This is a genomic window from Rhizobium sp. 10N427 (genome assembly GCF_056394605.1).
Genome location: NZ_JBFTID010000006.1, coordinates 351,162 through 376,947, shown reverse-complemented (window position 1 = coordinate 376,947; position 25,786 = coordinate 351,162). Strand labels below are relative to the sequence as shown.

Annotated in this window: 28 protein-coding genes and 1 pseudogene; 15 read left to right on the top strand and 14 right to left on the bottom strand. The window is 57.2% G+C overall.

The annotated features are described in order from the left end of the window. Positions 1 to 78 precede the first annotated feature (78 nt). On the bottom strand, positions 79 to 729 hold the full coding sequence (mctR, locus tag AC1DIJ_RS16155; protein WP_112517493.1) for a two-component system response regulator MctR: 651 nt from the start codon (positions 727 to 729) through the stop codon (positions 79 to 81). Continuing rightward, on the bottom strand, positions 726 to 2,105 hold the full coding sequence (gene mctS / locus AC1DIJ_RS16150; protein ID WP_112389180.1) for a two-component system sensor histidine kinase MctS: 1,380 nt from the start codon (positions 2,103 to 2,105) through the stop codon (positions 726 to 728). The genes mctR and mctS overlap by 4 nt, the downstream gene beginning before the upstream one ends. Positions 2,106 to 2,302: 197 nt before the next feature. Between mctS and AC1DIJ_RS16145 the strand changes: the two genes are divergently transcribed. Continuing rightward, positions 2,303 to 2,668: a hypothetical protein gene (locus tag AC1DIJ_RS16145; RefSeq protein WP_162702853.1), complete on the top strand. Its 366-nt coding sequence runs from the start codon at positions 2,303 to 2,305 to the stop codon at positions 2,666 to 2,668. A 569-nt stretch (positions 2,669 to 3,237) separates the two neighbouring features. Here the strand turns inward: AC1DIJ_RS16145 and AC1DIJ_RS16140 are convergent. From AC1DIJ_RS16140 to AC1DIJ_RS16130, 3 genes are all read right to left on the bottom strand, one after another. Beyond that, entirely contained in the window at positions 3,238 to 3,687 is a 450-nt protein-coding gene (locus AC1DIJ_RS16140; RefSeq protein ID WP_162706020.1) for a helix-turn-helix domain-containing protein, read from the bottom strand. A gap of 94 nt (positions 3,688 to 3,781) precedes the next feature. Then, positions 3,782 to 4,153: a hypothetical protein gene (locus tag AC1DIJ_RS16135; protein ID WP_112389183.1), complete on the bottom strand. Its 372-nt coding sequence runs from the start codon at positions 4,151 to 4,153 to the stop codon at positions 3,782 to 3,784. A 25-nt stretch (positions 4,154 to 4,178) separates the two neighbouring features. Beyond that, complete coding sequence (locus AC1DIJ_RS16130) at positions 4,179 to 4,529, bottom strand: cupin domain-containing protein (protein WP_112389514.1); 351 nt, start codon at positions 4,527 to 4,529, stop codon at positions 4,179 to 4,181. Between the two features lie 151 nt (positions 4,530 to 4,680). On the opposite strand from AC1DIJ_RS16130, the gene queC reads away from it, so the two are divergent. The 9 genes from queC to amyA all read left to right on the top strand — a co-directional run bounded on the left by queC (position 4,681) and on the right by amyA (position 12,262). Continuing rightward, positions 4,681 to 5,391, top strand: a complete 711-nt coding sequence (queC, locus tag AC1DIJ_RS16125; RefSeq protein ID WP_112389184.1) for a 7-cyano-7-deazaguanine synthase QueC — start codon at positions 4,681 to 4,683, stop codon at positions 5,389 to 5,391. Continuing rightward, positions 5,391 to 5,747, top strand: coding sequence for a 6-carboxytetrahydropterin synthase QueD (gene queD, locus AC1DIJ_RS16120; protein WP_112389185.1), 357 nt, complete (start codon positions 5,391 to 5,393; stop codon positions 5,745 to 5,747). Before queC ends, queD begins: the two co-directional genes overlap by 1 nt. After that, on the top strand, positions 5,744 to 6,469 hold the full coding sequence (queE, locus tag AC1DIJ_RS16115) for a 7-carboxy-7-deazaguanine synthase QueE (RefSeq protein WP_112389186.1): 726 nt from the start codon (positions 5,744 to 5,746) through the stop codon (positions 6,467 to 6,469). The genes queD and queE overlap by 4 nt, the downstream gene beginning before the upstream one ends. Beyond that, on the top strand, positions 6,445 to 7,068 hold the full coding sequence (locus AC1DIJ_RS16110; protein ID WP_477831464.1) for an SOS response-associated peptidase family protein: 624 nt from the start codon (positions 6,445 to 6,447) through the stop codon (positions 7,066 to 7,068). The genes queE and AC1DIJ_RS16110 overlap by 25 nt, the downstream gene beginning before the upstream one ends. A 104-nt stretch (positions 7,069 to 7,172) precedes the next feature. After that, on the top strand, positions 7,173 to 7,364 hold the full coding sequence (locus AC1DIJ_RS16105) for a CsbD family protein (RefSeq protein ID WP_477831463.1): 192 nt from the start codon (positions 7,173 to 7,175) through the stop codon (positions 7,362 to 7,364). A gap of 129 nt (positions 7,365 to 7,493) precedes the next feature. Then, a complete protein-coding gene (locus tag AC1DIJ_RS16100) occupies positions 7,494 to 7,676 on the top strand; it encodes a hypothetical protein (protein ID WP_112389188.1) in 183 nt (60 codons plus the stop codon). A gap of 1,203 nt (positions 7,677 to 8,879) precedes the next feature. Then, entirely contained in the window at positions 8,880 to 9,917 is a 1,038-nt protein-coding gene (gene ligD, locus AC1DIJ_RS16095; protein ID WP_112389191.1) for a non-homologous end-joining DNA ligase, read from the top strand. A gap of 181 nt (positions 9,918 to 10,098) precedes the next feature. Then, positions 10,099 to 10,248, top strand: a complete 150-nt coding sequence (locus AC1DIJ_RS16090) for a hypothetical protein (RefSeq protein ID WP_162706021.1) — start codon at positions 10,099 to 10,101, stop codon at positions 10,246 to 10,248. 526 nt (positions 10,249 to 10,774) lie between these two features. Next, positions 10,775 to 12,262 carry an alpha-amylase gene (gene amyA / locus AC1DIJ_RS16085; protein WP_112389193.1) on the top strand — a complete coding sequence of 496 codons (1,488 nt, stop codon included), beginning with the start codon at positions 10,775 to 10,777 and terminating at the stop codon, positions 12,260 to 12,262. Between the two features lie 315 nt (positions 12,263 to 12,577). On the opposite strand, the gene AC1DIJ_RS16080 is transcribed toward amyA, so the two are convergent. The 3 genes from AC1DIJ_RS16080 to AC1DIJ_RS16070 all read right to left on the bottom strand — a co-directional run bounded on the left by AC1DIJ_RS16080 (position 12,578) and on the right by AC1DIJ_RS16070 (position 13,650). Further along, on the bottom strand, positions 12,578 to 12,844 hold the full coding sequence (locus AC1DIJ_RS16080; RefSeq protein ID WP_112389194.1) for a hypothetical protein: 267 nt from the start codon (positions 12,842 to 12,844) through the stop codon (positions 12,578 to 12,580). Positions 12,845 to 12,923: 79 nt separating this feature from the next. Next, a complete protein-coding gene (locus AC1DIJ_RS16075; protein WP_112389195.1) occupies positions 12,924 to 13,121 on the bottom strand; it encodes a hypothetical protein in 198 nt (65 codons plus the stop codon). Between the two features lie 277 nt (positions 13,122 to 13,398). Beyond that, positions 13,399 to 13,650: a hypothetical protein gene (locus AC1DIJ_RS16070; RefSeq protein ID WP_112389196.1), complete on the bottom strand. Its 252-nt coding sequence runs from the start codon at positions 13,648 to 13,650 to the stop codon at positions 13,399 to 13,401. A gap of 76 nt (positions 13,651 to 13,726) precedes the next feature. On the opposite strand from AC1DIJ_RS16070, the gene ku (AC1DIJ_RS16065) reads away from it, so the two are divergent. Continuing rightward, entirely contained in the window at positions 13,727 to 14,605 is an 879-nt protein-coding gene (ku, locus tag AC1DIJ_RS16065) for a non-homologous end joining protein Ku (protein WP_112389197.1), read from the top strand. Positions 14,606 to 14,619: 14 nt separating this feature from the next. Then, positions 14,620 to 15,438, top strand: coding sequence for a non-homologous end joining protein Ku (ku, locus tag AC1DIJ_RS16060; protein ID WP_112389198.1), 819 nt, complete (start codon positions 14,620 to 14,622; stop codon positions 15,436 to 15,438). Between the two features lie 81 nt (positions 15,439 to 15,519). Here ku (AC1DIJ_RS16060) and AC1DIJ_RS16055 read toward each other — a convergent pair whose 3' ends face one another. After that, entirely contained in the window at positions 15,520 to 15,708 is a 189-nt protein-coding gene (locus AC1DIJ_RS16055; protein ID WP_310295588.1) for a response regulator transcription factor, read from the bottom strand. Positions 15,709 to 15,863: 155 nt separating this feature from the next. Between AC1DIJ_RS16055 and AC1DIJ_RS16050 the strand changes: the two genes are divergently transcribed. The 3 genes and pseudogenes from AC1DIJ_RS16050 to AC1DIJ_RS16040 form a co-directional block, all read left to right on the top strand. After that, a complete protein-coding gene (locus AC1DIJ_RS16050; RefSeq protein WP_148194367.1) occupies positions 15,864 to 16,058 on the top strand; it encodes a DUF2254 domain-containing protein in 195 nt (64 codons plus the stop codon). A gap of 1,376 nt (positions 16,059 to 17,434) precedes the next feature. Continuing rightward, positions 17,435 to 19,117 (top strand): adenylate/guanylate cyclase domain-containing protein, encoded by a 1,683-nt coding sequence (locus AC1DIJ_RS16045; RefSeq protein ID WP_477831462.1) that lies wholly within the window; start codon positions 17,435 to 17,437, stop codon positions 19,115 to 19,117. Between the two features lie 562 nt (positions 19,118 to 19,679). Beyond that, positions 19,680 to 19,846: pseudogene (locus AC1DIJ_RS16040) on the top strand (6-pyruvoyl trahydropterin synthase family protein); the annotation flags it as partial. Positions 19,847 to 19,904: 58 nt separating this feature from the next. Here AC1DIJ_RS16040 and AC1DIJ_RS16035 read toward each other — a convergent pair. The 5 genes from AC1DIJ_RS16035 to AC1DIJ_RS16015 form a co-directional block, all read right to left on the bottom strand. Next, positions 19,905 to 20,255 (bottom strand): hypothetical protein, encoded by a 351-nt coding sequence (locus AC1DIJ_RS16035; protein WP_112389202.1) that lies wholly within the window; start codon positions 20,253 to 20,255, stop codon positions 19,905 to 19,907. A 66-nt stretch (positions 20,256 to 20,321) separates the two neighbouring features. Further along, positions 20,322 to 21,086 (bottom strand): glutamine amidotransferase, encoded by a 765-nt coding sequence (locus AC1DIJ_RS16030; RefSeq protein WP_112389203.1) that lies wholly within the window; start codon positions 21,084 to 21,086, stop codon positions 20,322 to 20,324. A gap of 59 nt (positions 21,087 to 21,145) precedes the next feature. Continuing rightward, positions 21,146 to 22,150, bottom strand: coding sequence for a rhamnose ABC transporter substrate-binding protein (locus AC1DIJ_RS16025; RefSeq protein WP_442208203.1), 1,005 nt, complete (start codon positions 22,148 to 22,150; stop codon positions 21,146 to 21,148). Between the two features lie 54 nt (positions 22,151 to 22,204). Continuing rightward, positions 22,205 to 23,215, bottom strand: coding sequence for an ABC transporter permease (locus tag AC1DIJ_RS16020; RefSeq protein WP_112389205.1), 1,011 nt, complete (start codon positions 23,213 to 23,215; stop codon positions 22,205 to 22,207). After that, positions 23,212 to 25,764: an ATP-binding cassette domain-containing protein gene (locus tag AC1DIJ_RS16015; RefSeq protein WP_162706022.1), complete on the bottom strand. Its 2,553-nt coding sequence runs from the start codon at positions 25,762 to 25,764 to the stop codon at positions 23,212 to 23,214. Before AC1DIJ_RS16015 ends, AC1DIJ_RS16020 begins: the two co-directional genes overlap by 4 nt. Between the last annotated feature and the right edge of the window lie 22 nt (positions 25,765 to 25,786).

The window sequence follows — 25,786 nt, the reverse complement described above, 5'->3', positions numbered from 1 at the left end:
CTCCCCCATGCGCATGTCATGGGCTAGCCCTTGGAGCGGTCAGATCGCAAGAGGCCGATCTGCCATTCTGGCCGGCATCTACCCACTACTGGGTAGCGTAACAAGGCGCTCGGGATGTTCTAGGACGAAGCGAACCAATTCTGCCGTGGACGAAACCCCGAGTTTACGCTTGAGGTTTTTTCGGTGGGTCTCGACGGTGGCCTCGGAAATCCCGAGCACCCCTGAAATGTCCCGGTTGCTTTTGCCGCTTGCGATAAGAGTGGCAACCTCGTGTTCTCGTTGAGTGATCTTTTCCGGCTGCGCCTCTCTCCCCTGACTAAGCAAGGTTTCGCGAATAGCAGGCGAGAAGTAGGTCTCGCCACGGGCAACGGCTTCTATCGCCTCTACGATCTCTGCCGTTGGGACGTCCTTGAGGACGTAACCGGAGGCTCCGCGGAGGATCGACGACGAGATGTACTCGCGGGTGTCGTGCATCGACAGCATCACGACATGGGCAGCATGGTGGCGAGCCTTCACCATTGAGATGGCATCAATCCCACTAATCGTGGGCATGTTGATGTCCAGCAGAACAACGGTCGGCCGTTTCTCGGCAACCAGGGGCAAGGCCGTCTCAACGTCGAACGCCACGCCAACCACCTCGATCCCGGAGTAAGTGTTCAGCACTCCGCGAAGACCCTCGGCGACGACGGGGTGGTTGTCGATCAGGATAACCGATATTGGCCCAGTCACGCTGCTGCCCCGCTGTCTGCGACCGGCTGGCTGGCGGATCTAGGCAACATAAGAAGCAGGCGCGTCCCATTTGCGTCTCCGTCGATCAGCAGAACGCCGCCGAAGTGACCTATCCGCTCGCGCATGTTTTCCATCCCAAGCCCCCTTGCCTGTGGGGCTCGACTGAAATCGACGCCGCGTCCATCGTCGGATATCTGCATACGGGTCCGTCCACGCTCGTTCCACAAGCGGAGCGACACACGGCTTGCACCGGCGTGTCGTTCGACATTGCTCAACGCTTCCTGGGTCACCCTGAACAGGGCCGTGCGCGCATCGGGAACAAGATCATCGACGAAGCCGTCCGCATCCAGCGAGATCGCGACTCCCGAACGAGCAGAAAACTTCTCGGAAAGGTTTTTGATCGCGGCTACGAGGCCGATGTCGTCCAGGGCGCGAGGCCGAAGGTCGTGGGATATGTTTCTGATCTCACGGATGGTGGTATTGAGCGTCGAGATGGTTTCCTCGATCGCGCGGTTCAGCTCGGGCGAAACGTCGCCAGCACGCCTGCCTGCCAGTTCCATCGCGTACCTGACGCCCAGCAATTCCTGAGAAATGCCATCATGCAGCTCGCGGGCGAGCCTCGACCTCTCCCTTTCCTGGGTCTCGATCACCCGTTGCGTCAACTGCTTTTGCACTGCGTTTGCGAGCTTTCGCTGATCGAAAGTCACGAAAATACAGGTGGAGAAAACGATGAACACCGCAGGCAACGCGAACAAGGCAACAAGGACGAAACTTTGTCGGGTCCGATCCTGGATCGCCAAGTTGGCAGCTCTGGCCTGTGCTGCCACGTCGTCTAGGTAAGCTCCCGTTCCGAGTATCCAATTCCATTTGGGCAACGCGACCACATACGAAATCTTGTCGGACAGCGCGCCCGTCGAAGGTTGTTGCCACTTGTATCGATGATAACCGCCACCGGCCCGTGCTGTCTTTATCAATTCGCTGATGACCCGATCCCCATCGGGATCGACGAGGCTCATCCAGTTCTTGCCGTTTCTAAAGAGCTGTCGGGGATGGACGACGCTGTTGCCATCGAAGTCATAAACAAAGAAATAGCCGTCCTTGCCGTAGTCGAGAGACATGAGTATTTCCGATACGCGTGCCTTGGCTTCAACGTCGTCCGGTGCCGCAGTGGAGTAGATCGAGTTGATCGAGGACAGGGCAACGTTTGTCAGGTTTGCGATCTCAGCTTGCTTTGAGCTCAGCATGCTTTGTTGAAACGCTTCGATGTTCGATTTTGCAAGGCGTGTGGACTGCCAAGTCAGGAACATCGTAACGGCAATCGTCACGACTATCAGCGGGGCAACGGCCAACGTCATCAGCTTCTGTCTAAAGGTCATCTCGCCTCCCGCGGGTCGACTGATGTTACCTCAGGGGCTGAAATCAGGCGAGTAGGATGCCAACCCCTTTTTGCGTCAAGCAGCGACTGAACGTCCGCCGACCTTGTCTCATCTTTTTACGAATGATTGACACTTGGAAGATATCGTCCGCTGGCGCGATAGGTAGTGCGTTCGCGTTTCTCTATCCAAGGTTCAGCATGGCATCCCGTCTGGTTTCCTTGTCCGCTGCGATCGTTGTCCTGACCCTTCAAGTGGCTGCAAACCCCCTTTTGGCCACGGTCTTGCCACTCACAGACGACAGCGAGCATTGGGTCGCGCTGAAACTACCATCTTTGTTGTCCGATATGTCGCACGGCGGCGAAAAACTGTTCGGCTGCCCGAACAAGCAATCATTCGAACTTCGAAGGAATTTGCGCCCGATCCTTAGGGAGTATCGTCTCAAACTTGGTAACGTTGACGGCTCTGCACTTTGGTTTTTCCTGCAGAATCAGGAGCTTACCAGATGTTCGAAATTCTGGAATCTGGGAGTACAAACCGACCGAGACCGCGCACGTATTTCCTAGACACCGCGCACAGGTGACCATATCCCTCCAGCCCAGATCTGGGGATTGGACCGACTCAGAGAAAGGCGTAGCTTCCCCGGACGAACCTGGAGCGAGCGCGATTACATGAACTCGATAACTAGGACCGGCTGCACCCGTGCTCAGGCTGCGCGGAGCGCCATAACTAGCAAACTTGGCTATCTCGGGGTCGCCGCGCTGGCGATGTTGGTGTGGGCAAGCGAAGAAGCCCCGCTGTCTACAAAACACGTAGCCATGAGAGACCCCGCGGTCCATCAGACTTTGCAGTGACGGCATCCCATGGATGTGGCCTCCGGGGCTTGCCTACATCCGTCCGCGCGCTACCATCAAGCTATGCCCCATCTCCGATACCAGGTCTCCAAGAACGCTGACGACCAGTACTGGTCAATCATCGACATATTCACAGGCTGGCCAGTCGATTTTCACGGTGTCTTATTGGACACGCTGGAAGCCGAGGAGGCCGACAGGATGGTGGATGTTGTCAATCTCGGCGACTTCGCCCGGCGAGGCCAACTTCGACCTCTCCGGTAACAAATCAATCCATCCACCAGTCAGTCGTCGCTTTCTCCTTCGTCGCCTCCAGTGGCTTGAAGCAACTTGAAGACCGCGGTCTGAACCTTGTCCGGCGACGCCGCGAAATATCTCAGTAGCCGTTGGCCCCGTTTGGTCATGGCCAAGTCTGTCGACTTTGGCCGCAGCGGCACCTCCGCGGACGCAACTTCCCCCGATTCTTCTTCCAAGAAATAAAGGATCGAAACCCCGAAGAGGGCAGCGACTTTGTTGAGCGTCGTGGCCGCAATGCGGTTTGCACCACGTTCATATTTTTGGACCTGTTGGAATGTAATGCCCAGATGGTCGGCGACGACCGTTTGACTTAATCCAGCGGAAACTCGCGCGACACGAAGACGCATTCCGATGAGGACATCCATGTCGGTCACGCGGCGTGGGTTATGGTCTGCATTGTTGACGCTGGTGATGTCGCTATCCTCCCTGATTGACAAGCGCCGTCTGTATCAATGGGCGTTGACGAAGCGAATGGTTTTAGTCGGCGACAGTCGTTTTTTTGCTTTTCAGACTGCCATCGACTAGTCCCAGTCACCTCAGCCATCGCTCGGCCGCGTCGGCGCTGTTTTCAGGCGACGTATTGAATGCGATGGCGGTGCCCGGCGCAACCCGGATGACTGTGTTGACGACGAGTTCAAATAACTTAAGATTGCTCGGTGGAATGCGGATACCCCCGCCAATCACCACGCAATCCCAGTGCTCGGCGAGTGAGGCTTCGACATCTGCCTGAGCCGTCGCTGGCCGTAGAGCGCAGAAGCCGGCGTCCCAACCCCTACTCTGCATGTCGGAGAGGGTCAGCCTGATGCCCACGGCAATTTTCTCATTGGTAAGCCCAGCCGGCAGGGATGGATCGGAGGTATCGACCGCGTCAGGATGGATGCCGATCAAAAGAACCCGTTTCATTATTAAGCCCTCATGTTGGCCGGCTCTATTCGTGATGTTCGGCCCAATGCGGATAGGTTACATACGCCGTGAGAGCCCCCTCGCCTTCCGTCGTAATCGTAACGGCCTCCCCCTTGGGCATGTAGACAATCTCACCTGGACCGGCCGTGACTGTGCCGGCCCCGGTAGAAACGGCGAGCCGCCCTTCGATGACGATCATGACATCGTCAACCGCCATCGTTTCGGTCAATGTTTGGTTGGGCGCGTAGCGGCCGTATCCGACGGTGATAGGTCCGCCGTGGCGCTCATCGACGAGGTTGCCCACAAAAATATCCGCATCTTGTCCGGGTGACTTGGTAAGGTCTGCATCTGCGAGGCTGAATTTCTGGACCTTCATAATTCTCTCCATTTCTCTGCGAAGCAGGTAGAGCGGGCCAACCGATCGCCAAGACTCAACGCTCCCCCTTCCCACGATGGCTTTTTCCGAATAGAAGCGCTCCGCTAACCGGTCGCAGCCCACCCGGTTCATCAAAACAAGGGATCACAACATGAAAGTACTCGTCGTCTGCTCCGGCGGACTGGACTCCGTTTCGCTTGCACATAGGGTCGCAACGGAAAACCAACTTATCGGCCTCATCTCATTCAATTATGGCCAGCGCCACAACAAGGAGATCGGGTACGCGGCTCGCTGCGCGGAGCGGCTCGGCGTCCCACATCACGTCCTGGACATCCGTTCGATCGGCGCGCACCTGACAGGGTCGGCACTGACTGATGACGTCGAGGTGCCGGATGGCCACTACGCCGAAGAGACCATGAAGTCGACGGTCGTCCCGAACCGGAATGCCATCATGCTTTCGATCGCATTCGGTCTTGCGGCCGCGCAAAAGGCTGACGCTGTCGCAGTGGCCGTCCACGGCGGAGACCATTTCATCTACCCCGACTGCCGGCCCGATTTCATCGACGCATTTCAAACTATGCAGGCGCGCGCGCTGGATGGATACGCAGACGTCAGTCTACTCGCCCCATACGTCAACCTCTCGAAGGCTGCTATCGTCGTTGATGGGGCAAATCACAGCACTCCCTTTGCCGAGACCTGGTCCTGCTACAAAGGGGGCGAACGCCACTGTGGCCGCTGCGGCACCTGTGTCGAGCGGCGCGAGGCGTTCCACCTCGCCGGGCACACCGATCCCACGGATTACGAGGACCCGAACTTCTGGTCCGAAGCCGTGTCGCGCTATTCGGCGGAAGAGGTGCGTTGATGTACCGGATCACCAAGGAATTTCATTTCTCGGCGTCGCATCAGCTGAGCCACCTGCCCGCCGATCACCAGTGTGCCAGGCTCCATGGGCACAATTACATCGTGGTTGTCGAGCTTGCGGCTGCCGAGCTCGACGCCGACGGCTTTGTCCGGGACTACAGCGACCTCTCGATCCTGAAGCGTTACATCGACGACACTTTGGATCACAGGCATCTCAACGATGTCTTCGGGCATGAAAAGGTGACGTCTGAATTTCTGGCCAGACACTTCTTCGAGTGGTGCAGGGAGCGCTTCCCGGAGATTTCCTCGGTCAGGGTGAGCGAGACGCCCAAGACCTGGGCGGAGTATCGCCCGTGACCGCCGATATCCGGGTAAGCGAAATCTTCGGGCCAACCATCCAGGGCGAAGGGGCTCTGATCGGACTGCCCACCGTGTTCGTTCGGACTGGCGGCTGCGACTACCGATGTAGTTGGTGCGACAGCCTTCATGCCGTGGACAGCGAGTTCCGGCACGATTGGCGTCCGATGTCCGCAGCTGACGTTCTGGCAGAGGTCGACGATCTCGCGGGCGGAATACCTCTGACGATTTCGCTCTCCGGCGGCAATCCCGCCATCCAGCCTCTTGGACCGCTCATCGACCTCGGACATGAGCGAGGCTACCGGTTCGCCTTGGAAACGCAGGGCAGTATCGCAAAGGACTGGTTCGGACGGCTTGATGCACTTGTTCTGAGCCCCAAGCCGCCCTCCAGCGGAATGGACCCCGACTGGGAGGCTTTCTCGTCTTGCCTCAGCTTGGCGGCGGACCGTCCGCAGACCGTGATCAAGATGGTGGTGTTCGACGATGCCGACTACGCGTTTGCTCGAGGCGTCGCCAATCGGTTTCCCGCCTACCCCATCTTTCTCCAACCAGGAAACCATACCCCACCGCCCCCGACAGAAGAAGAGGCTGTCGTCGACATCGATGGCGTGATGGACCGAATGCACTGGCTGGTCGGCAAGGTCACCGAAGATCGTTGGTTCGAAGCGAGGGTACTGCCGCAGCTGCATGTCCTCCTGTGGGGGAACAAGCGCGGCGTCTGACCACCTGGAACAACGAAGATCGGCGTGAGCTGGTGGTGCGCTGGGGCCTGCCTTCCTCCAGCAAGGCTCTCCTTGATGCAGCCGGCAAGCGGGCCGACAAGCTCCGGGCCAAGGGCAAGACCTTCGACTTCAACGAACTGCTCAAGATGGAGCCTGACGGCGGCACGACCAACATACGAAATACATCCAGCCAGCACTGGAAGCGATGGCTCGGCGTGCAGAACCGTTGTGTGGTCCCATTCACCCGGTTCGCCGAGCCTGACCCGGCAAGCAAGATCGAGGGAGGCCGGACACCGAATGCGTGGTTCGCCAGTACGGGTGACGATCCACTGATGTTCTTTGCCGGTCTATGGGTCAAGGACTGGACCAGCGTTCGCAAGGTCAAGGATGGTCTGGTGACCATCGATCTATTCGCCTTCTTGACCACCGAGCCGAATGGGGTCGTCGCTTCAATCCATCAGAAGGCAATACCGGTCATCCTGACAGCCAAGGAGGAGGTTGAAACCTGGCTGACAGCACCCTGGGAGAAGGCAAAGGCGCTGCAACGGCCCCTGCCCGACGAGCTCCTGAAGATCGAGCCGGTTATGGATGCAGCATGATTGGACGTCGTAAGCCGGCAGCGAGTGTCCAGGCATGGAACGATCTGGTACGACCGCCGTTGATATCTCACTGAAACAATTCAGTTTCTAAAAGGAGAAATTCGATGGGCAGCACAGCTGACAAGGTTTCCGGTAAGGCAAACGAATTCGCGGGCAAAGCCCGTCAGGGCGTAGGCAAAGCCACCGACGACCGTGAGATGCAGGCCAAGGGCATTGCGCAGGAAGCCAAGGGCGATGCGCAAAAGGCTAAGGGCGAAGCCAAAGAAGCAGTCAAGAAGGTTGTCGACAAAGCGTAAGCTTCTGTTGGCGTGAAGAAGGCCCACCAGAGGTGCTACCCGGTGGGCCTTTTGCGTTGCCATCGTCGCAATTCGTAGTCTCTATGTTCCGATCGTCTTCAGCTGGCCCTTTTTTCTGGCACTGACTGCATGGACATCACCCATTTCATCGCGCATCCGGTTCAGGTCGGCAATCGGCTTCGCGCCCGCGCTATCTCCGCAAGAAAACCGCCAACATTGATGACCGCAGTGAAGCTCCTCAAATATGGTCCAGGAGCCGGCGACGGTGAAGGCTTGGTCATCATGGCCTTTCACCTCGCGACCGCGAGCTAGATCCTTTCAGCCACATGTCAGCATTCACGCCCCGCCCTCGATCTCGCGGGTCAAACCATTCCCCGCCGAACTTCGAAATGAACGCTTCCGCTCCCGCTCGCGTCGCGAAGCAATTCACCTTGTAGGTTTGTCCCTCGAAGGTGATTGAGTTGATCATACTGCAACGGAGTAACCGATTGCAGTAAAGAGCCTGCTCATCCGCAAGGCTCCCTTCAGAATGGACGGCTAGGATGGCAACCTGATATGGCCATCCACGATCTATGGTCGTTTGCGTCAAGCGTTTGCCCATGAACGTTGGTCCCTGTGATCCTTATCAAAAGAGTTGACATTCTAAAGCCATCGGAACAAAAAGGGAACAAATAATCTTGCCCTCTCCCTCAAATAGAGCTTGCCAAATGAGTGACATAGACCGCCCAACGCTCCAGCGCTCACCCGTTCTCGCCGCCCCCAAGTGCGAATGCGGGGATTGGGCAGGGTTCGGTTTTGGCAAAGGTGCGCAGCAAAACTACTGGTGCTGGAAACACTACCCTTACAAGACGTCTGCCAGGTTGGAAGCTGCTGAAATTGCAGAGACGTTGGCCAGCAAGGTTGCTTGAGGGTTCCGATCGCTAGTCGGCCCTGCAATCTAGACTCGGTGGTCGCGTCGGCAACTGCGGTGAGGACATAGATCGCGCCCGAGGCCTGAATCGTCCAGGTCACAGACGTCCAGACGACAATGCCGAGCGGTTCAAACCCACATCCGCCCGAAACGTGATTTAGCAGTTCGTCTCACGCTAGACAGGCTTGAGAGGCGGCCTTCCATTTCGATAAACGCAGAAAAACCCTCACAGCCACTGTGAGGGTTTTCCTTTGCTGATCTAAGGGAGGTCAGCGGTGAACGTTGCGTGCTTGGGTTAAAGCTGGATACGTTCTTCTATGGAACTAGCGGCGCTTTGCGGCGCGTCAAGAAATCCAGGCAAAAAAATAGCGCCGTGGAGGTGGCGCCAAACGTGATGCTCAGGAATGAGCATAGGAGCGGACAGGATGACGAAGAGGATCAGTCATCAAGCCCATTCCCAATTTAACGCACCCGTCTCATAAGCCAATACGTCAGTCATGACTTTCCTTAGACGCAGAATTCCCGAAGAGGAACGAATCGGTTGCGAAACGATTGAGTCCAGAATTGAAGAGGCAATCCCGAGCTTTCGATAAGGGCCCGATCTTATGCGTAGTCGATCCAAACCATTGTTGCGAGACGACCAAATTGCAAAGTCGGCTCCCCGGAAAACGCGAGACCCTGCTCAACCAAATTTGCCATTCGATGCGATCCCCGATCGAATCGAGCCAGCCCTCGCCTTGCTTCGGTCGAAGGCACCCAGCGGCTCTGACTGGACGTTCGAGGTCAAATTCGATGGCTACAGGGTAGCGGTCCATATCGAGCCTAACGGCATTCGCATTCTGACGCGCGGTGGCCATGACTGGACGTCTCGATTTCCCACGATCGCCGAGGCGGCAAGAGACTTGGGTGTCGGGTCGGCGATACTGGATGGCGAGGCCGTCGTGCTCGACAACCGGGGTCGCTCGGACTTCAGCGCATTGCAGCGATCCCTCGGCGGTCGGGGCGGTAAACGGGTCTCGACGGAAGCGGTCTTTTTCGCCTTCGACCTTCTATACTTTGACGGTCACCTGCTGACAAACACCGAGCTGTCGGTTCGTCGTCACTTGCTCACGGATTTCCTCGACGGGGCGACGGGTGCAATACAGCTCTCTGAAGAGGTCGATGGTGATGGCGACACGCTCCTCGAAACGGCCCGCTCACACGGCCTGGAAGGCATCATTGCCAAGAATCGGGAGAGCAAATACCGATCTGGGCGAACTGGCGATTGGCTCAAGATCAAATGTGTCCAGAGCGAAAGCTTCATCGTCGTCGGGTATGAGCAAAGCAGCGTTGCGCGCGGTGGAATTGGCAGCCTCCTCTTAGCGGCGCGCCACGGGAATGAATGGAAGTACGTTGGCTCCGTCGGGACAGGGTTCAAAGAGCGTGATGCCATCGATCTGAAGCGGATGCTCGACAAGCTGGCAACAAAGAGCCCGGCGGTCCCAATGCAAGGAAAACGACTGGTTTTCTCTCAGCCGACACTGATTGCAGAAATTGACTTCAGGGGGTGGACCACAGACGGACATCTTCGACATGCGTCGTACAAAGGCCTGCGTGAGAAACAGGACAATGCTTCGGTCTATGAATTTCTGAACGAGGAATGAGAAAGCCGGCCACTCGGTCAGTCCGCTACGCACTTGTTCTTTACTTCACGTCGTCCCCCAACTAGTCAGCTCGCTCGACTAAAATGTGGACTGAACATGATGATGCAGAGATACCTCTGGACGTCGGATCGAAACGACCGGCAAACCCGTGGCGGTCTTTCCCCGGAAGCCGAACTTATAGATGTCTTGGTCGCCGAAGACCTGCATCATGCCGCCCGACTGGCTCGTTGCGACGATGCAGATGGATATTGATGGAAACGGTATCGCAATCCACGAGTCCACTGCGGCCGCAGGCAACATGTGGAAGCTTGAACTAAGGGTGGTCGCGTGATGGTCGGTGCGGCCCACTTGAGCCGCACCGCTTTGATGACAACTCGCCGTGCATATCGGCCTTCGCCAAACTCTTAAGAATTCGCTCGTCGGACAATGGCTTCCCGATGACCTCGACTGCGCGGTCCAGCCATGACAGACCTCTCAAGAGGGACGTTCACGAAGGTCACTTTATTCCATAGCGTCAATTAGCCGTCAGGCCAAGGCGGCTCCATTCGACCCATCTGCTATTTATCGCGTGGATCCTGGAACAAATGTTCACGATGGGCATTCTTCCCGCGCGATTAGCGAGGGCCTTCATGTGAGCAACCATTTTCAAACAAAATCAATGATAAAGAGCGGAGCCCGACAGGTTTTTCGAGTCGACGATTTTGTTGACCGGTACAATCTGGACGAAAAGCAAAGACGCGATCTTGTGGCCCTTTTCGGGCAATTCGCAACGCTTCACGAGCTGCTGATAAACAGCCGCCTCCCCCGAGACAGCCGATAGTCGGCCTCGTGTCGCAACATCCATTTTCAGGAACCTGATGAGCAAACGTACCCTCTTCCAATTCTTTCATTGGTACTCTCCAGGAGATGGGCACCTCTGGAAAGAGGTAGCTGAAAAGGCTCCTTACCTCTCACAGATCGGAATCACCGACGTGTGGTTGCCGCCCGCCTATAAAGGCGCGTCTGGCGCCTCATCGGTCGGATATGACACCTACGATCTTTTCGACCTCGGGGAATTTGACCAGAAGGGCAGCGTGACCACCAAATATGGTGTCAAGGCAGCCTTTGAGAACGCTTGCAGGGCTCTTGTCGACCATGGCTTGCGGCCGATCCATGATGTCGTGCTGAACCACAAAATGGGAGCGGACGAAAAGGAAAACGTGGTCGTGCGACGCGTGAACTCCGAAGATCGAACGCAGATCGAGGACGACGACCTGAAGGCCCTCGCCTACACCCGGTTCACTTTCCCCGGCAGAGCTGGCAAGTACTCCGAATTCATCTGGGACAAGCAGTGCTTCAGCGGCGTCGACGTGATTGAGCAGCCAGATGAGGCCGGCGTCTTTCGGCTTATGAACGAATATGGCGAAGGTCAATGGAACGATGAGGTCGATGACGAGCTTGGCAATTTCGACTACCTGATGGGAGCCGATGTTGAGTTCCGTAATAACGCGGTCTACGAAGAACTGAAATATTGGGGACGCTGGTTCTCCGAGCAGGTGCCTGTTGCAGGATTTCGCCTGGATGCGGCGAAACACATCCCGGCGTGGTTTTTTAAGGATTGGGTCGGCCATATGCGCGACGCGGTCGGGACCGATCTATTCGTCGTCGCCGAATACTGGCACCCCGATATGACGACGCTTACAAACTATCTGGAACTCGTCGACAAGCAACTGATGCTTTTCGACGTTGCGCTCCACCACCGATTCCATGATGCCTCAAAGGCCGGTGGAGAATTCGACATGCGGACTATCTTCGATGGATCGCTCGTGTCTTCAATTCCAGACCACGCCGTCACTCTCGTCGATAATCACGACACACAGCCCCTGCAATCGCTGGAAGCGACAGTCGAGCCCTGGTTCAAGCCCCTTGCCTACGCCTTGATCCTTTTGCGCGAACACGGCACGCCCTGCGTTTTCTATCCGGATCTGTATGGCGCGGAATACAGTGACAAGGCCGTAGACGGCAGCCAGCAGACGGTGAACATGCCGGCAATCACGTGCTTGTCCAAGCTGGTAGAAGCGCGCAAGCGGTTCGGCAATGGCCCGCAGAGTGAACATTTCGACGACGCGCGTGTGATCGGTTTCGTCCGTCACGGAACCGAGCGCGAGCCGGGTTGCGTGGTTGTTATGTCCAATGGCGGGGAAGGACAAATATCCGTTGATCTTGGCCTAGGCCATTCGAGCACCTCCTTTGTTGACTTTCTGGGTCATCGTGAAGGCGAGATAACAACTGATGACAGCGGTCGCGCCGATTTCCCAACCAACGGAGGAAGTGTCAGCGTTTGGGTTCGACAAGATGCTTTATAGTAAGCGTCAGGAAGACTTTACCCAGCCGATGTCGTCCGTCGCCGAATTCGAAGTACGGCTCTGATCAGATCTTTGATCAGTAAAACGCCCTCACCAATCGGATACGAAAATTCATCAAGTCCTGATCTGGCTGTAATCTTCTCGTCTCGACCCTTGGATGTCCAGTGGGTCGCATTGCTTCGGCGAGATGGCTGCACAAAGCGTGCGGATATTCCGCGACGCTTCAAACCCGGGGTCCGGGAGACTACTGCCAATTTTCACGAGACAGGCTCACCACGCAGGCTCTACAGCGCATCAGGTCAAACCGAGCTGCACCTAGACCACCTCAGTCCGGTCGTCGAGCTCGCCAGCCAACGTGTCGTCGATACTCACTCCTTCGCCTGGAACACTCGGCGAAAGATCGTCCACACCGAATGATGTGATCTGTACCATCATCTCTTTCGCGCGCAATATCGCCGCGCTCTCATCTCCAGCCGCGTCGGAAGCCATACGGACAGAGATCATCTCATTTCCCTCACCGTGAAATTCGACAGTCAGGGTTCCCTCGGTGGTTTTGGCAACATTCGTATTGAGCAACTGCATGTGAATTTCTCCTGTTAAATTGCCGCAGCGGTGGACCCGTGCAGCGAGCGTCTTGTGCAGGGCCGCGACAGCTGCGCCTTTAATCAGACACATCGCGGGGAGCGGTCTCGCGTTCGACCAACGCCTCCCTCGCCTGCCTCAGTCTTTTGGTCTTGATGGCGCGGAGCTGCCGCTCCTCTTCCAGCGTCTGCATTGCAATGCGATCCGTTTGTTCTCGGGCGTCGATACGCGCCTGCTGTGAACTCGCCTGTCGCCGTTTCGATACGTGTTCGTCCATGGAAATCACACTTTCATATGCGCCAGAGGCGCATGTCCAAGTTCTGTTCGGACGCGCTTGGTTGGGATGAAATCGCGCCGGACGGGTGGGGCGCTCGACTGCCGTTTCGTTGGCCATAGGAAGAAATCGGAAAAATTCCCATGTTCACCATCCCCGTCACGTCCGATTGACACGGTCGCGATCTCGGAAGGGTAATGCCGGTCAAACGACGATGTTCCGACGATTGTTGCTACGTCCGGTGCCGTACAGTGCACTTGCGACCACGACGCTCTTTCGTTCAGTGGTATGCCGACGATGACGGAGCGGTTGCCTTCGTCGCCATCGGTCCATTGTAGTTCTGGATCAAATGATCGGTGATCTGCCGTTCGTCAAAACCAAGGGTGTACAGCGCGATAGCGGCTGTACAGAGAACGTCGGCCACCTTGTGGTCGAACGCAACTTGGTGGACGCGAAACCAGGTCACGACCGCGTTCAACAGGATCGGACCGCTTCTGCCAGCTTCGCCATTGTCTTCTTGATGCCGCGACATTTCTTCCCCTCGATCATGGCTAGGAACGAAAGCATGAACAGGGAGTTGAGCAAAAGGTTCCAGAGGGAGTTACGACATGGCCGCTCATCGCGCTCAGTGGAAGGGTCACATCAAGATCGGCGAGCTCAGCTGTGGTGTCGGTCTCTATACGGCGGCTTCCACGTCGGATCGCATCACCTTCCATACCGTGAACGCGGCCACGGGTAACCGGGTCCGCCGGGAGTTCATCGACAGCGAAACCGAAGAAACTGTTGAGCGTGACGAACAGGTCAAGGGTTTCGACGTCGGAGACAACCAGTACATCATGATCGACCCGGAAGAAGTGACGGCTGTCATTCCGGATTCTGACAAGATGCTGGAAATTGAAGCCTTCCTGCCCTGCTCCGACATTGACGATGTCTATTTTGACAAGCCCTATTATCTCGTGCCTACGGATGATGTCTCTGAGGATGTGTTCGCCGGACTTCGTGAAGCGCTCAAGGAAGCGAGCGTCACGGCAATCGCGAGGACTGTTCTGTTCCGTCGGATGCGGACTGTTTTGATCCGAGCCCACGGACGGGGCCTGATCGCCACCACCCTCAATTTCGATTACGAGGTCCGTTCCTCTGAAGAGGCATTCAAAGAAATGCCGTCGATCAAGGTCGACGGTGAAATGCTTGATCTCGCCAAACACATCATCAGCACCAAGAAGGGCGATTTCGACCCTGCCCAGTTCGAGGACCGATATGAGAAAGCGCTCGCAGACCTGGTGAAGGCAAAGGCCGAGGGCAAGACGCTTCCCAAGCCGAAGCCCGTCAAGGTTTCCAAGCCAAACGATCTTCTCAAGGCATTGCGTGAAAGCGCCGGCATGGGAAAAGCCAAGCCTAAGAAGGCTGCCAACGCCAACGCCCGGAGGTCCAAAAAGGCGGTCGCGGACAAATCGAACGGCAAAACCCCACAGAAGAAAGCCAGCTAGGAGGAAGATCACCCATGGCCCCGCGTCGCCCATACTGGAGAGGATATCTCAAACTTTCGCTGGTCACCTGCCCTGTCGCCATGAGCCCCGCGACTTCCGATAGCGAGAAGGTCCGTTTCCATACGCTCAACAAACAGACCGGAAACCGTGTCGTGTCACAATTCGTGGATTCGGTGACCGGAAAGTCCGTCAAGGAGGAGAACGAGGCGAAGGGGTACGAACGCGGCGAGAACGATTATGTTTTGCTCACCGATGACGAGTTGGAATCAGTCGAGCTGGAGACGGTTCGCACAATCGATATCGAGAAGTTCGTTCCCCGTGAAAGCATCGAGTGGGTGTATCTGGAGACGCCGCACTATCTCATGCCGAACGACAAGATCGGGAATGAGGCGTTTGCGGTGATCCGGGATGCCATGGAAGCCGACGACGTCCTCGGTATCTCCAGGGTTGTCATCGGCAGGCGAGAACGCGCCGTCGTTCTGGAGCCTCGCGGCAAGGGCATTGTCGTCTGGACCCTCCGTTTTGGCGACGAGGTCCGTCCTGAGGGAGAGTACTTCCAGGAAATTGAGAAGAAAGCCGATCCTAAGACCGTCGAGGTCATCAAGAAGATGATCAAGCCGCGGATGGAGAGATGGTCGCCCTCGATGGTGACTGATCCAATACAGGAAAGTCTGCTGAAGCTTATCGCCTCGAAGAAGAAAGGGTTGAAACCCACTCGGAAGACCGACAGCAAAAAGGACAAGTCGGAGAAGCCGTCGAATGTCATCAACATCATGGATGCGTTGAAGAAGAGTGTTGAAGCCGACCTGAAAGGTCGCAGGAAAAGTGGATGACGGTCCCGCTGCAGGAGGTGCGCGATAGCCGCTTGAGTGTCGGCATGTGAATGCGACGTCACGCAACCCCACACCCGCTTGTTAGTAGACGATCCCTGCTCGCAGTGCCGCGGCTACGAGCGCCGTATCCTTGTAGACGGAAAAGGTTTCCTTCAACCTGTCGATATGCGTTCGCACGGTGTGGACCGAAATCCCAAGAATGTCGGCGATTTCTTGCGCGCTCTTCCCGTCGCACATCAAGACGAGGACTTCACGTTCACGCGCGGACACAAGGTACTCCATCCAATTGATATGGGAATGGATCCCCAGATTTCATCGTTGTGCCACCAAAAACGACAGCTTGGATCGCCTTAGCATTATATTTGAAACATCTAATTAACTGAATGCGCGCATTCTCATAACACTCGCAACGCATGGCCTTAGTCATGGATGGACAGCCCGAGATACCTAGCGCGGTCAGCCTCGTGATTGGCGCGGTCGCCGGCACGATCGCAGTGAAAATCGCCATCCTCTATAGCCTGACGGGAATTCCTTACGTTTTGGGCGTTCTCGCTCTTATCATCGCCCTGACGCAGTTCGGGTTGCGGTTCCTTAGCCAATTCTGGCGCGATTCGATCTAGAAACTTTTGGGGAACCAACACAGGCGCAGCCGCGTTCACGGTGAGCTGGCATGTTCCTATCCCAGCTATGTCACTCTCGCGACTCGCCCCGTCCTCAAGCGGGGCTTTCTTTTGCTTGGTCATACAAGCAAATCATCGGAGGCTGACCTTAGGAGCACAACGTTAAAGGCTCGCCCCGGCTTGAGAAACGAGCCTTCCACCTTTCGGCGGCTGCGCAACTGGCTGAGCTTTGCAGCGGAACCTAACTTCTATGATCATCGATGGTTCCCCTCGACAGAACGCCACAGCTTCGTCGACGGGGATCAACGTGTCCCCACAAGCGCACCGGAATTGAACCATTCACTGCGCCTGTCGTCACGATCAACTCCTTCAACGCATTGAAGATGGAGCTGCTAAACGAAGTTCCGAGAAAAGCATGGTGTAACGTGAGCTTTAGTTTCGGAGGCACTGGAACGAGTTGCGGGTCGCACCGTTGTCTTCGGAACCTACGGGTTCCGCGCGCCTCGCATGGACTTCCCCGGCGTCTGACCGGATAGCAACTGTGAGGCGCGGCCAGAATTCACGAAAGCTCCGGCAAGTCTGCCGTATCGATTTCTAAATCAGTTTTTCTGCCCCTATCCTCGACACGATCGATTCGTGAGAGAAGATCGGCGAAGGGATCGTGACTGGAATTTTCAGGTCCATACAACGATTGAAGCCGTCGGCGGAGATTTGCATCGCCGGCATGGAGGTCGAAACTCGGGCGTGCGCTGATATGATTGCGCTGAATCATGTGTCTCGCTTCAGTTGATGAGAATTTGAAACGCGTCAACCAGAGATCGGTTCCAGTCGCCGCTCATTTTCCCTCAGCGCCGTCAATCTCCGCAAAAATTACCGAGCCTTGCCAATAGAGTTGCTGCCAATTGAGTCTGATCTCCACGTCAGCCCGGAGTCCGCCGGTCCGCTCGACTGTCCTGATCCGATTCGACGCTTGGTAGCGAGCTATCGACGGCCGAGCCATCATCGGTCACGCTTTCGTTCAAGCTGTCGAGCCGAACCGTGACGAGCAAGGCCGTACAACCTATCCAGTCCGCCGAGAAGCAAATGGGCGGCCGGAAAGGATGGGTCGGAGGTATCGACCGCGTCAGGATGGATGCCGATCAAAGGATCTAGCTCCATTGCCGAGCCCTCATGTGGGTCCGCTCTAGCCTCTGGAGTCTAAGTCAATCTCCCCTAAAATCGCAGTTTCTTGTAATGTCTGATAGTCCGGTAGCTTGTACCTAGACAGGGAGCTGCCTATCGGCCTTAATTGTGCTGAAGGAAGAGCCCGACGCAATGAAAACCGTGCCCATCCTGGAAGGTCGCTCATGACCCCTGCTCCGACGTCGAGAAGATCCATGGCCATATTCGCCGCCGACGTCGTAGGCTACTCACGCATGATGTCCGACGATGAAGTCGGCGCGCTTGCGAGCGTCAGGTTACTGCATACCGAAGTCCTTAGCCCGCGCATCGCATCAGGCGGCGGACGTACGATCAAGCTCATGGGTGACGGACTGCTCGCAACATTTGATGATGCAGGTTCCGCAGTCTCGATCGCTTTGCAGATCCAGCATCTGATCGCGAGTGGGGCAACGCCTCCCGGGATGAAGCCGTTGAAAGTCCGCATAGGCGTCAACTTTGCAGACGTGATGACAGTTGACGACGACGTCTTCGGAGATGGTGTTAACATCGCTGCTCGTCTGGAAGCCGGGGCCATATCTGGGGGAATCTGCATTTCGCATTCGGCCTATTTGGAATCTCCGGCAGACCTGCGCGAGCAGTTCGTCGACGGTGGAGCAATCCAGCTCAAGAATATCCCTAATCCTGTTCGGGTCTGGCACTGGCCGAAAGCGCCGGACCGAGAGCGCTCACTTCGCAGCGTCGTGGCGATCCTGCCCTTCCGGCGCGCGAGCGCCGACACTGAAGAACTCCTAGTCGATGGTTTCACCGAAGATGTCATATCCGGGCTTGCAAGATTCAGAAGTCTTTCTGTGATTGCCGCATCGTCCGCATTTGCCGTTCGCGACGAGCCTCAGGATCTGAAGAATCTTGGGCGCAAACTCGGTGCCAACTATCTTGTTTCCGGAGACATCCGTCGGATCGGCACCGAGCTAGCCGTATCCGTGCGCATCGTCCAATCCGATACCGAACGGCTGGTTTGGTCGGAAAAGTACCGCCAAACGGCTGACGACGTATTCGCCATCCAGGACGACATCGTGAGGATGATCATCGCCAGCCTCGTCGGCCAAATCGAAAGTGCCGACTATCGGGAATCCGCCCGGCGGCCTCCCGATAATCTCGCGGCCTATGAGTTCTACCTGCGTGGCCTTGTGCACCTGAGAGGGTATGAGCCCGACGACAATGAAAAGGCAGTGGAGATGTTCGAAGCGGCGGTTATTGGTGACAGTGGTTTTGCGCTGGCGCATGCTTATCTTGCGCTTGCTCGTATTGCCGTTGGCGGGTACGCGAATGCTCCGGCCGACGTACTTCACGACAGCGTCGCCCTGGCGAGACACGCTATAAAACTGGATGAGGGAGAGTCCGGCGCCCACCGAGTCCTGGGGCTTGCCCATCTGTACCTGAAGGACTTCGAGAACTCAGAACGTGAATTCCGTCTGGCCTGCAAACTCAATCCTAGTGATGCAAGCGCGCTGGTGCAGCTCGGTGGATTGCTCGCGCGCCGCAATCGCATCGAGGAGGCCTTGCCTTGGGTCCAGGAAGGTATGCGTCTCAACCCTTACCCTCCGCATTGGTATCATGCGGTACTCGGCAATCTTTTATATTTCAAAAATGATTATCTCGGCGCGATGTCCGCGTTACACCAACTGCCCAATCCTGGAAAGTATACGAAAGCCAGGATCTTGGCCTGCCTCTCAATGGCGGGTCGGGTAGACGAAGCGTCTTCGTATGCGGCAGGCTTGATCCAAGAGTATCCGGACCTGACAATAAGCGAGTTTCTGAGCCGAGGCCTGGTCGTGGAGACGCCCGAGCAAATTCAGCATTTTCGGCGCGGCTTGGAGGGGACAGGGTTGCCGGGCTGATTTTCGCAATCAGTAGCGAGGCAGTTTCTTTCCGGGAAACTCTGGCAGATTGATTAAACGCTAGATCATAAAATCTAGGGATATCAACCCCTTGGGATCGAACTAACTGAACGTCAGCGGCAGTTGCAGTCGCTAGGGATTGCCTGTCACTCACCCTGAACGGGTCTTCCCAGGGAATCCCGTCACTGCCGCCTGTCGACCAATAGGTTTCACTCACTTGATCTCGGGTTGCTCCGGCGATCGACAAACCGCCAATTGAAGGCATGAACTGCACTCCTGTGATGAACCGATATCGATGGACGCTGGAGCCGCAGGCCTTAGCTAAGTCAATAACCTCGCCAAGTTGGTGTGTCATGATCACTTGTGTCAGGTTTTGTGTCGCGAAGACCCTCTAACTAATTGATTCTCTGTGCACGCTGATGTCAAATCCCGTGAAGCGCGACACTGGCACCTGTGTCGAGCGGCGCGTCATCTCGCCGGGCACATCGACACTATTGAACAAGAAGGACCCGAACTTCTGGTCCGAAGCGGTCAGGCGTTACTCCGTGGAAGAGGTGCGCTGGTGCACCGGATCACCAAGGAGTTCCATTTCTCGGCGTCGCATCAGCTGTGCCACCTGCCGCTGATCACCAGTGTGCCAGGCTCCATGGGCACAGTTACATCGTGGGTGCCGAGCTTGCGGCTGCCGACCTCGACGCCGACGGCTTTGTCCGGGACGTCAGCGACCTCTAGGTCTTGGAGCACCTGACACAGCCTATCCAGGAAAAGTGGCTCTCACTTGCGGCATTTAGCCGGCCGGCCGCAGCCGCGATTTGGTCTGTGCATTCGAGGACTGGATCGAAAGCGCGCGCCAGTCCCCACGAGCGCCCTCGCGCTCGCGAATATGGGCAATGTACTGAGCCCGCGCCTCCCGCATCGTGATGTGACCGGCGATCCACTCCTCAACGAGTTCGGCAAATTTCGGATCGCTGTCAACTGCTATGCCGATGCTGGCAGCCCTCGCCAATGCTTTGGCGGCTGCAGCGCGCCGATGTTCAATCATGTTCGGATCCAAGATTCGCTGAAGCCGGAAGAGGCCAGAAGTGATCGCCTCTTGCAGTAGCAGGATGGCAACACCCGCGATGGTGCTCGACCGCATTGGAAACGGCCAGACAGTGGCGATACTAGATCACACCACTGCCCTGGCGTTTATGAAAGCGCCCCGTCAGATCTGGCGCACAAGCCATCTGACCATGTTCGCCATCAGCACGTCATACCCGTCCCATTCCATAAACTCTGTCGATAGCCAATGAGGACCGATATCGCTCATCCACGCCAGTGATCGGCCTTTGCCAAAGTCCCGGACAGCCAAAAGAGGCAGCCCTTCTCCGCGCCGGTCACAATGAACAAGGGTCGTTGAACCATCTTGCGGGCGTTCTGCCACCCTGTTCATGCCCAAAAGGTAGGGTATCGGCGTTGTGATGCCACGCAGGATTGGGTGTTCTGGCTCCGTGATGCGGGGATCCAAACCCTCAGGCGCCTCGAGGCCATCCGGTCCGGCATAGATCTTGACGGGAAGCGCATCGTCCACGGCCGTATCATGAAACAGAGCTAGTCCGTCGATCCCCTGAAAACTGCAATAGCCTCCCGCCATCATCAACGACCCGCCCTCCAGAACCCACTGGCGCAGCAGCTCGAGGCGATTGACCGAGCGGCGGCCTTTCCTGGTCTCCGGCGTATAGAGCAACGAGAGCGCCCCGACGTCCGAAAGGACGACGGCTGCGTATTCCGAAAGCTGCTCTTTTGTCGTGGGGAACTCGCTTTCGCACCGCTCTCCACCGATCTGGGTCACGTCAAACCCATGTCTTGTCAGGGCTTCGATCCAGCGAAGTCCTCCATTGGAAAAGCGAGCTGACGCGCTGACCTCATAGCCTTTCGACGCAAATGAGGTCACGTGGAAAGTCTCGCCAGCGAGAAGGACCGGCTTCATTTCGTTCTCCGATTTTTGTTGGAGGTGGAGCGCTGGTAGCGCGCTCCACCCGTCAGGCTTCAGAACTTGAATTCATCGACGTTCTTCGGGGTGACGATCTCGGCTGGCCCAAGAAGCACTTCGCCCTTCGCACCGACCTTGTAGGACCCCAGGCGTCCGGCCTCGAAGCTCTCGCCCTCCTTGCCCGTCACCTTGCAAGACGCCACCGCCTGCGCTGCGTAATAGGTCAGGTAGCCGAGATCCTTGACGTTCCACCAGATGTCCTGGACCGATCCGTTCTGGATGTATTTCTTGATGAGCGTCGCCGGTGCCAATCCCGTCAGCTTGACCTTGCCAAGTAGGCCCGCCTGATCCATGGCGCGTGCGGCTGCGGGCAGGCCTATGCCAGCGGGAATGATGATACCTTTCAGGTTGGGAAAGGCCTGTGCAAGCGCTAGCGCCTGTTGCTGGTTGACCTGCTCGCTTTCCTGGCCGTAGGCGACCTGGACCAGCTTCATCTTCTCGTATTTCTTGTCGCCCGCCATGCGCTTCTTCATGAAGTCGATCCAGGCGTTCTGGTTGGTTGCTGTCGGCGTCGATGACAGGATTGCAAACTCTCCGTCGTAGTTGATCATCTGACCCATCGATTCCAGCATCATCTCCGCCAGGCTGTCGCCGGCGGCCTGGTTCAGGAAGAGTGTTCTTGCTGCCTGCGAAACGTCTGAATCGTATGAGACGACCTTGACGCCCTGCTTTTCGGCGCGACGCAATGCCGGTGCGACCGCATTCGCGTCATTGGCAGAGATTGCGATCACACCAACCTTCTGGGAAACCAGATTATTAATGAAGTCGATCTGGGCCTCAGCGGTCGCTTGCGACGGCGCCTGCTTGACCGCCTTGCCACCGATCTCCTTGGCCGCCTCTTCGGCACCGGTCTGGGCGACCTGGAAATAGGGATCTGTATCGAGCTTCGGCAGGAAGCCGACGGTCACTGGCTCCTTGGCGCATTCGGCGGCCTGCGCTGCGGCAAACGGCGCAACCAGGCACGACGCGACAAGAAGCGATCGAATAAGTTGGGATGTCATGCTGTTTCCTCCTCCAATGGATCCGGTACAATGTGGACAGGCCAGTCCCGGAAACTACTTGCCTGGTTTGATGTCGAACTTGCGAAGTCTGGCTCTGGCAAAGACACGTTCGGCCGCGTTGCTGGCAACGAGCGACAGGATCAGAAGCAGGCCGATGACAGTCCCCTGTGCATCCCCGCCGATCTGCAGAAGGCCGAGCACGTTTCTGATGGTGGCGACCAATAAGAGCGCCCACAGCACGCCCGTCAGTTTGCCCCGCCCGCCAAACACACTGATGCCTCCGAGCAGTGCGATGGTGATCACATCGAGCTCGATCCCGAGCGCGTTGTTTGCCCGCGCATTGGCCAGGCGTGCCGTGTAGACCATGCCGGCTGCGGCACAGACGACGCCTGATGTCACAAAAAGACCGAAGACCAACCGTGCGAGGCGAATGCCGGAGTAACGGGCAGCATCCGGGCTGCCGCCGACCGCATAGATGCGTCGTCCAAGCGGCATTTTTTGCAGGATCACGGCAAAGATCGGGGCAAGGATCAGGAATGGGACGATCGTTTCCGGGATCGGCGAGTTGCCAAGCGTGTCTATTCCGAAATCAAGGAAGCTATCCGGAAATTCGTTGATCGATCCTGACCCTAGGAGAATATAGCCGATGCCTCGAAAGAGAGCCATCGTGCCAAGGGTCACCACCAGCGATGGCAGCCCGAGCGCCGTCACCAGAATGCCGTTGAAAGCCCCGCACAGCCCGCCGGCAATCAGTGTCAACGGAATTGCAAAAACGAGAGGCATGCCTGATTGGACCAGAAGGCCGAACAGAACGCTTGTCAGCGCCAGGATGCTTCCGACGGACAGATCGATTTCGCGCGCAATGATCAAAAGTACCATTGGCAAGACGATGAGGGCGCGTTCGGAAATGCCGGCAATCGCTTGCGAAATATTGAATTCGGACGCGAAATTGTCGACGCCCGCTACGGCATAGACAACGACGATCACCGTCAGTACTGCGAGGAAATTATCCCAGTTAGCAAAGCGGCTGATAAAGTCAGGTCCCTGCGTGCGGCTCTCGCTCATTGCCCAACCCCCTGATGTTTCCCGGTTGCCCGGCGTGCCACATAGGCGTCGATGCCGATGGCAATCAGGATGACAAGACCGTAGACACCCTGAAGCCAAAGCGGATCGACACGCACCAGCGTCAATCCATTGTTGATGACCAGAAGCATTAATGCTCCTGCAGCCACGCCTAGGACCGTGCCCGAGCCGCCGCGAACGGCAACCCCGCCAACGACAACGGCGGCAATGACCGTCAGCTCAAATCCATATGCGACGCGCGCATCGACCGTGGCATAGCGCGATGCCCAGAGCGCGCCATCGAAACCGGCAAGCAGACCTGACATGCAAAAGGCAAGGAGCACACGCGATCGCGCCGGAATGCCGATCAGTTTCGCACCATCCGGATTGGATCCAATCGCGTAGAACTCACGCCCGATCGAGGTCGATCTCAGGAAATAGCCGACTGCGCCAAGGGTCAGGACGGCGATGATGAGAACAGCCGGAATGCCGAGAATTTCGGTTGCCGTCATGTCGAGCCATGACTGTGGCACCTGGTCTGCACTGACCTGCGTGCCGGCTGCCCAAAGACTGTTAATACCCCTGAAGATGGACATCGTCCCGAGGGTGACAACGATTGCAGGAACCCGTCCGTAGGTGACGATCAGCCCGTTCAACAGCCCTGCCGCCAGGCCAATCGCGCATGCCAGCAAGACGCCGCCAAAAACACCGATCTCTGGATGGGCATGAAGCGTCGAGGCCGCGCCATAGGCAGCCAGACCGATGATCGCCGCGACCGAAAGGTCAATGCTGCGGGTCACGATCACAAGCATCTGCGCCAGTGCCACGATCATCAGCAGTCCGGCATCCATGGCAAGTGCCGACAGATTGGCTCCGCTCAGCATTCGCACGTTCAGGATCGAGACCGGTATGACAACGGCTGCAATAGCCGCCAGAAGGCCAAGCTCCCGGCGCGCAAGCATGCTCTTGGCGGACGAAGGCTCGCGATGGTCCGGCTGTGAGGTGCTGCCTTGAGACGGACGCGCAACGATGCCGCCATCGACCTTGATGACGACAGCGTCGGTCGCGGCTGCGATAATTTTTTCCTGGCTCGCGTCCTGCGTGGAAAACTCGGCCGTGATGCTGCCTTCCCTGAGGACCACGATCCTGTCAGACATTCCAAGGAGTTCGGGAAGTTCCGACGATATCAGGATGATCGCCATGCCCTGGCTGGCAAGATCTGCCATCATGGCGTGGACGTCTGCCTTCGTCTGGACGTCGATACCCTGGGTCGGCTCGTCGAGAATGAGCAGGCGCGGCTTGGTCGCCAGCCATTTGGACAGCACCACCTTTTGCTGGTTACCGCCAGACAGGGCGCTGACCGGCTGATCGTAGGAGCTGAACCTGAGGCGCAGGCGCGAAAGAAATGGCTCGGCGATCCCGATCTCCTTGCGCCGGGATATCAGGCGTGTCGCGGTGGTTTCGTCCAGAACCGTCAGCGTCGCGTTGGTCAGGATCGGGAAATCCATAACCAGGCTTTGACCGATCCGGTCCTCGGAGACATAGGCAATCCCGCTTTCCATCGCATCCTTCGGCGAGGAAAACTGCCTCGGATGTCCGTCGATCTCGATTGATCCTGCGCTCGGCTGGTCGATACCGAAGAGAACACGGGCGATTTCGGTCCGGCCGCTGCCGACAAGGCCGCCTAGCCCCAGGATTTCGCCTGCCCGGACATCGAACGTCGCGCCGCGAAATGCGCCATCCCTGCCAAGGCCCTTGATGCTGAGGACGACTGCGCCTGGCGCCGTTGCATGGTGAGGGTAAAGACCATCGAGCGACCGGCCGACCATCATCTGTACGGCCCGCTCGCGCGACAAGTCCGATGCCGGTTCTGTACCAACATGCTTGCCGTCGCGCAAAACGGCGATCCTGTCGGCGATCCGGTAGATCTCGTCCATGCGATGGCCAACAAACATCATGGCGACGCCGCGCACCCGCAAGCTGTCGACCACGGAAAACAGCCGCTCGACTTCCCTTTGCGACAGCGCTGCCGTCGGCTCGTCCATGATCAGGACGGACGCGTCCAGAGATAGCGCTCTGGCAATTTCGACCAGTTGCTGTTCCGATGTCCTGAGGCCGGACAGCGGAGCCGTCACATCGACGTTGAGACCAACGATTGCCAGCAACCGGCGGGCGCCTGCCTCAATCTTCCGGCGATCGAGCCTCAAGCGAAGTCCGGTTCGCCCAATAAACAGGTTTTCGGCGATGCTGAGATCGGGAAACAATCCGGGATGCTGGTGCATCACCGCGATGCCGGCTTTCTGCGCCTCCAGCGGCGAAAAAAATGCCTGGGGCTCTCCCCGCACCAGAACGCGGCCATGGTCAGGATGATGCACGCCAGCCAGAAGTTTGACGCAAGTGCTTTTGCCTGCACCGTTCTCGCCCAGAAGCGCCAGCACTTCGCCGGCGCGCAGCTCGATCGAAACGTTGGAGACGGCTGCCGTTCCCCCGAAAACCTTGGTAACGTTTTCGAGCGATGCGACAACCGTCCCAGCGGCTTGGGAAGCAATCATGTTTGCCACGTCAAGCATTGCC

What these genes read in the sequence shown, in the direction of transcription:
- AC1DIJ_RS16020 (WP_112389205.1), bottom strand. Translation starts at nt 23,215, where the DNA reads ATGAGCGAGAGCCGCACGCAGGGACCTGACTTTATCAGCCGCTTTGCT.
- AC1DIJ_RS16135 (WP_112389183.1), bottom strand. Translation starts at nt 4,153, where the DNA reads ATGAAACGGGTTCTTTTGATCGGCATCCATCCTGACGCGGTCGATACC.
- queC (WP_112389184.1), top strand. Translation starts at nt 4,681, where the DNA reads ATGAAAGTACTCGTCGTCTGCTCCGGCGGACTGGACTCCGTTTCGCTT.
- AC1DIJ_RS16025 (WP_442208203.1), bottom strand. Translation starts at nt 22,150, where the DNA reads ATGACATCCCAACTTATTCGATCGCTTCTTGTCGCGTCGTGCCTGGTT.
- AC1DIJ_RS16080 (WP_112389194.1), bottom strand. Translation starts at nt 12,844, where the DNA reads ATGCAGTTGCTCAATACGAATGTTGCCAAAACCACCGAGGGAACCCTG.
- AC1DIJ_RS16105 (WP_477831463.1), top strand. Translation starts at nt 7,173, where the DNA reads ATGGGCAGCACAGCTGACAAGGTTTCCGGTAAGGCAAACGAATTCGCG.
- AC1DIJ_RS16035 (WP_112389202.1), bottom strand. Translation starts at nt 20,255, where the DNA reads ATGCGGTCGAGCACCATCGCGGGTGTTGCCATCCTGCTACTGCAAGAG.
- AC1DIJ_RS16070 (WP_112389196.1), bottom strand. Translation starts at nt 13,650, where the DNA reads ATGTCGCGGCATCAAGAAGACAATGGCGAAGCTGGCAGAAGCGGTCCG.
- mctS (WP_112389180.1), bottom strand. Translation starts at nt 2,105, where the DNA reads ATGACCTTTAGACAGAAGCTGATGACGTTGGCCGTTGCCCCGCTGATA.
- AC1DIJ_RS16050 (WP_148194367.1), top strand. Translation starts at nt 15,864, where the DNA reads ATGGATGGACAGCCCGAGATACCTAGCGCGGTCAGCCTCGTGATTGGC.
- AC1DIJ_RS16130 (WP_112389514.1), bottom strand. Translation starts at nt 4,529, where the DNA reads ATGAAGGTCCAGAAATTCAGCCTCGCAGATGCAGACCTTACCAAGTCA.
- ku (WP_112389198.1), top strand. Translation starts at nt 14,620, where the DNA reads ATGGCCCCGCGTCGCCCATACTGGAGAGGATATCTCAAACTTTCGCTG.
- ku (WP_112389197.1), top strand. Translation starts at nt 13,727, where the DNA reads ATGGCCGCTCATCGCGCTCAGTGGAAGGGTCACATCAAGATCGGCGAG.
- AC1DIJ_RS16090 (WP_162706021.1), top strand. Translation starts at nt 10,099, where the DNA reads ATGTCTTGGTCGCCGAAGACCTGCATCATGCCGCCCGACTGGCTCGTT.
- AC1DIJ_RS16075 (WP_112389195.1), bottom strand. Translation starts at nt 13,121, where the DNA reads ATGGACGAACACGTATCGAAACGGCGACAGGCGAGTTCACAGCAGGCG.
- ligD (WP_112389191.1), top strand. Translation starts at nt 8,880, where the DNA reads ATGCGTAGTCGATCCAAACCATTGTTGCGAGACGACCAAATTGCAAAG.
- AC1DIJ_RS16145 (WP_162702853.1), top strand. Translation starts at nt 2,303, where the DNA reads ATGGCATCCCGTCTGGTTTCCTTGTCCGCTGCGATCGTTGTCCTGACC.
- AC1DIJ_RS16015 (WP_162706022.1), bottom strand. Translation starts at nt 25,764, where the DNA reads ATGATTGCTTCCCAAGCCGCTGGGACGGTTGTCGCATCGCTCGAAAAC.
- AC1DIJ_RS16100 (WP_112389188.1), top strand. Translation starts at nt 7,494, where the DNA reads ATGGACATCACCCATTTCATCGCGCATCCGGTTCAGGTCGGCAATCGG.
- amyA (WP_112389193.1), top strand. Translation starts at nt 10,775, where the DNA reads ATGAGCAAACGTACCCTCTTCCAATTCTTTCATTGGTACTCTCCAGGA.
- AC1DIJ_RS16045 (WP_477831462.1), top strand. Translation starts at nt 17,435, where the DNA reads ATGGCCATATTCGCCGCCGACGTCGTAGGCTACTCACGCATGATGTCC.
- AC1DIJ_RS16030 (WP_112389203.1), bottom strand. Translation starts at nt 21,086, where the DNA reads ATGAAGCCGGTCCTTCTCGCTGGCGAGACTTTCCACGTGACCTCATTT.
- queD (WP_112389185.1), top strand. Translation starts at nt 5,391, where the DNA reads ATGTACCGGATCACCAAGGAATTTCATTTCTCGGCGTCGCATCAGCTG.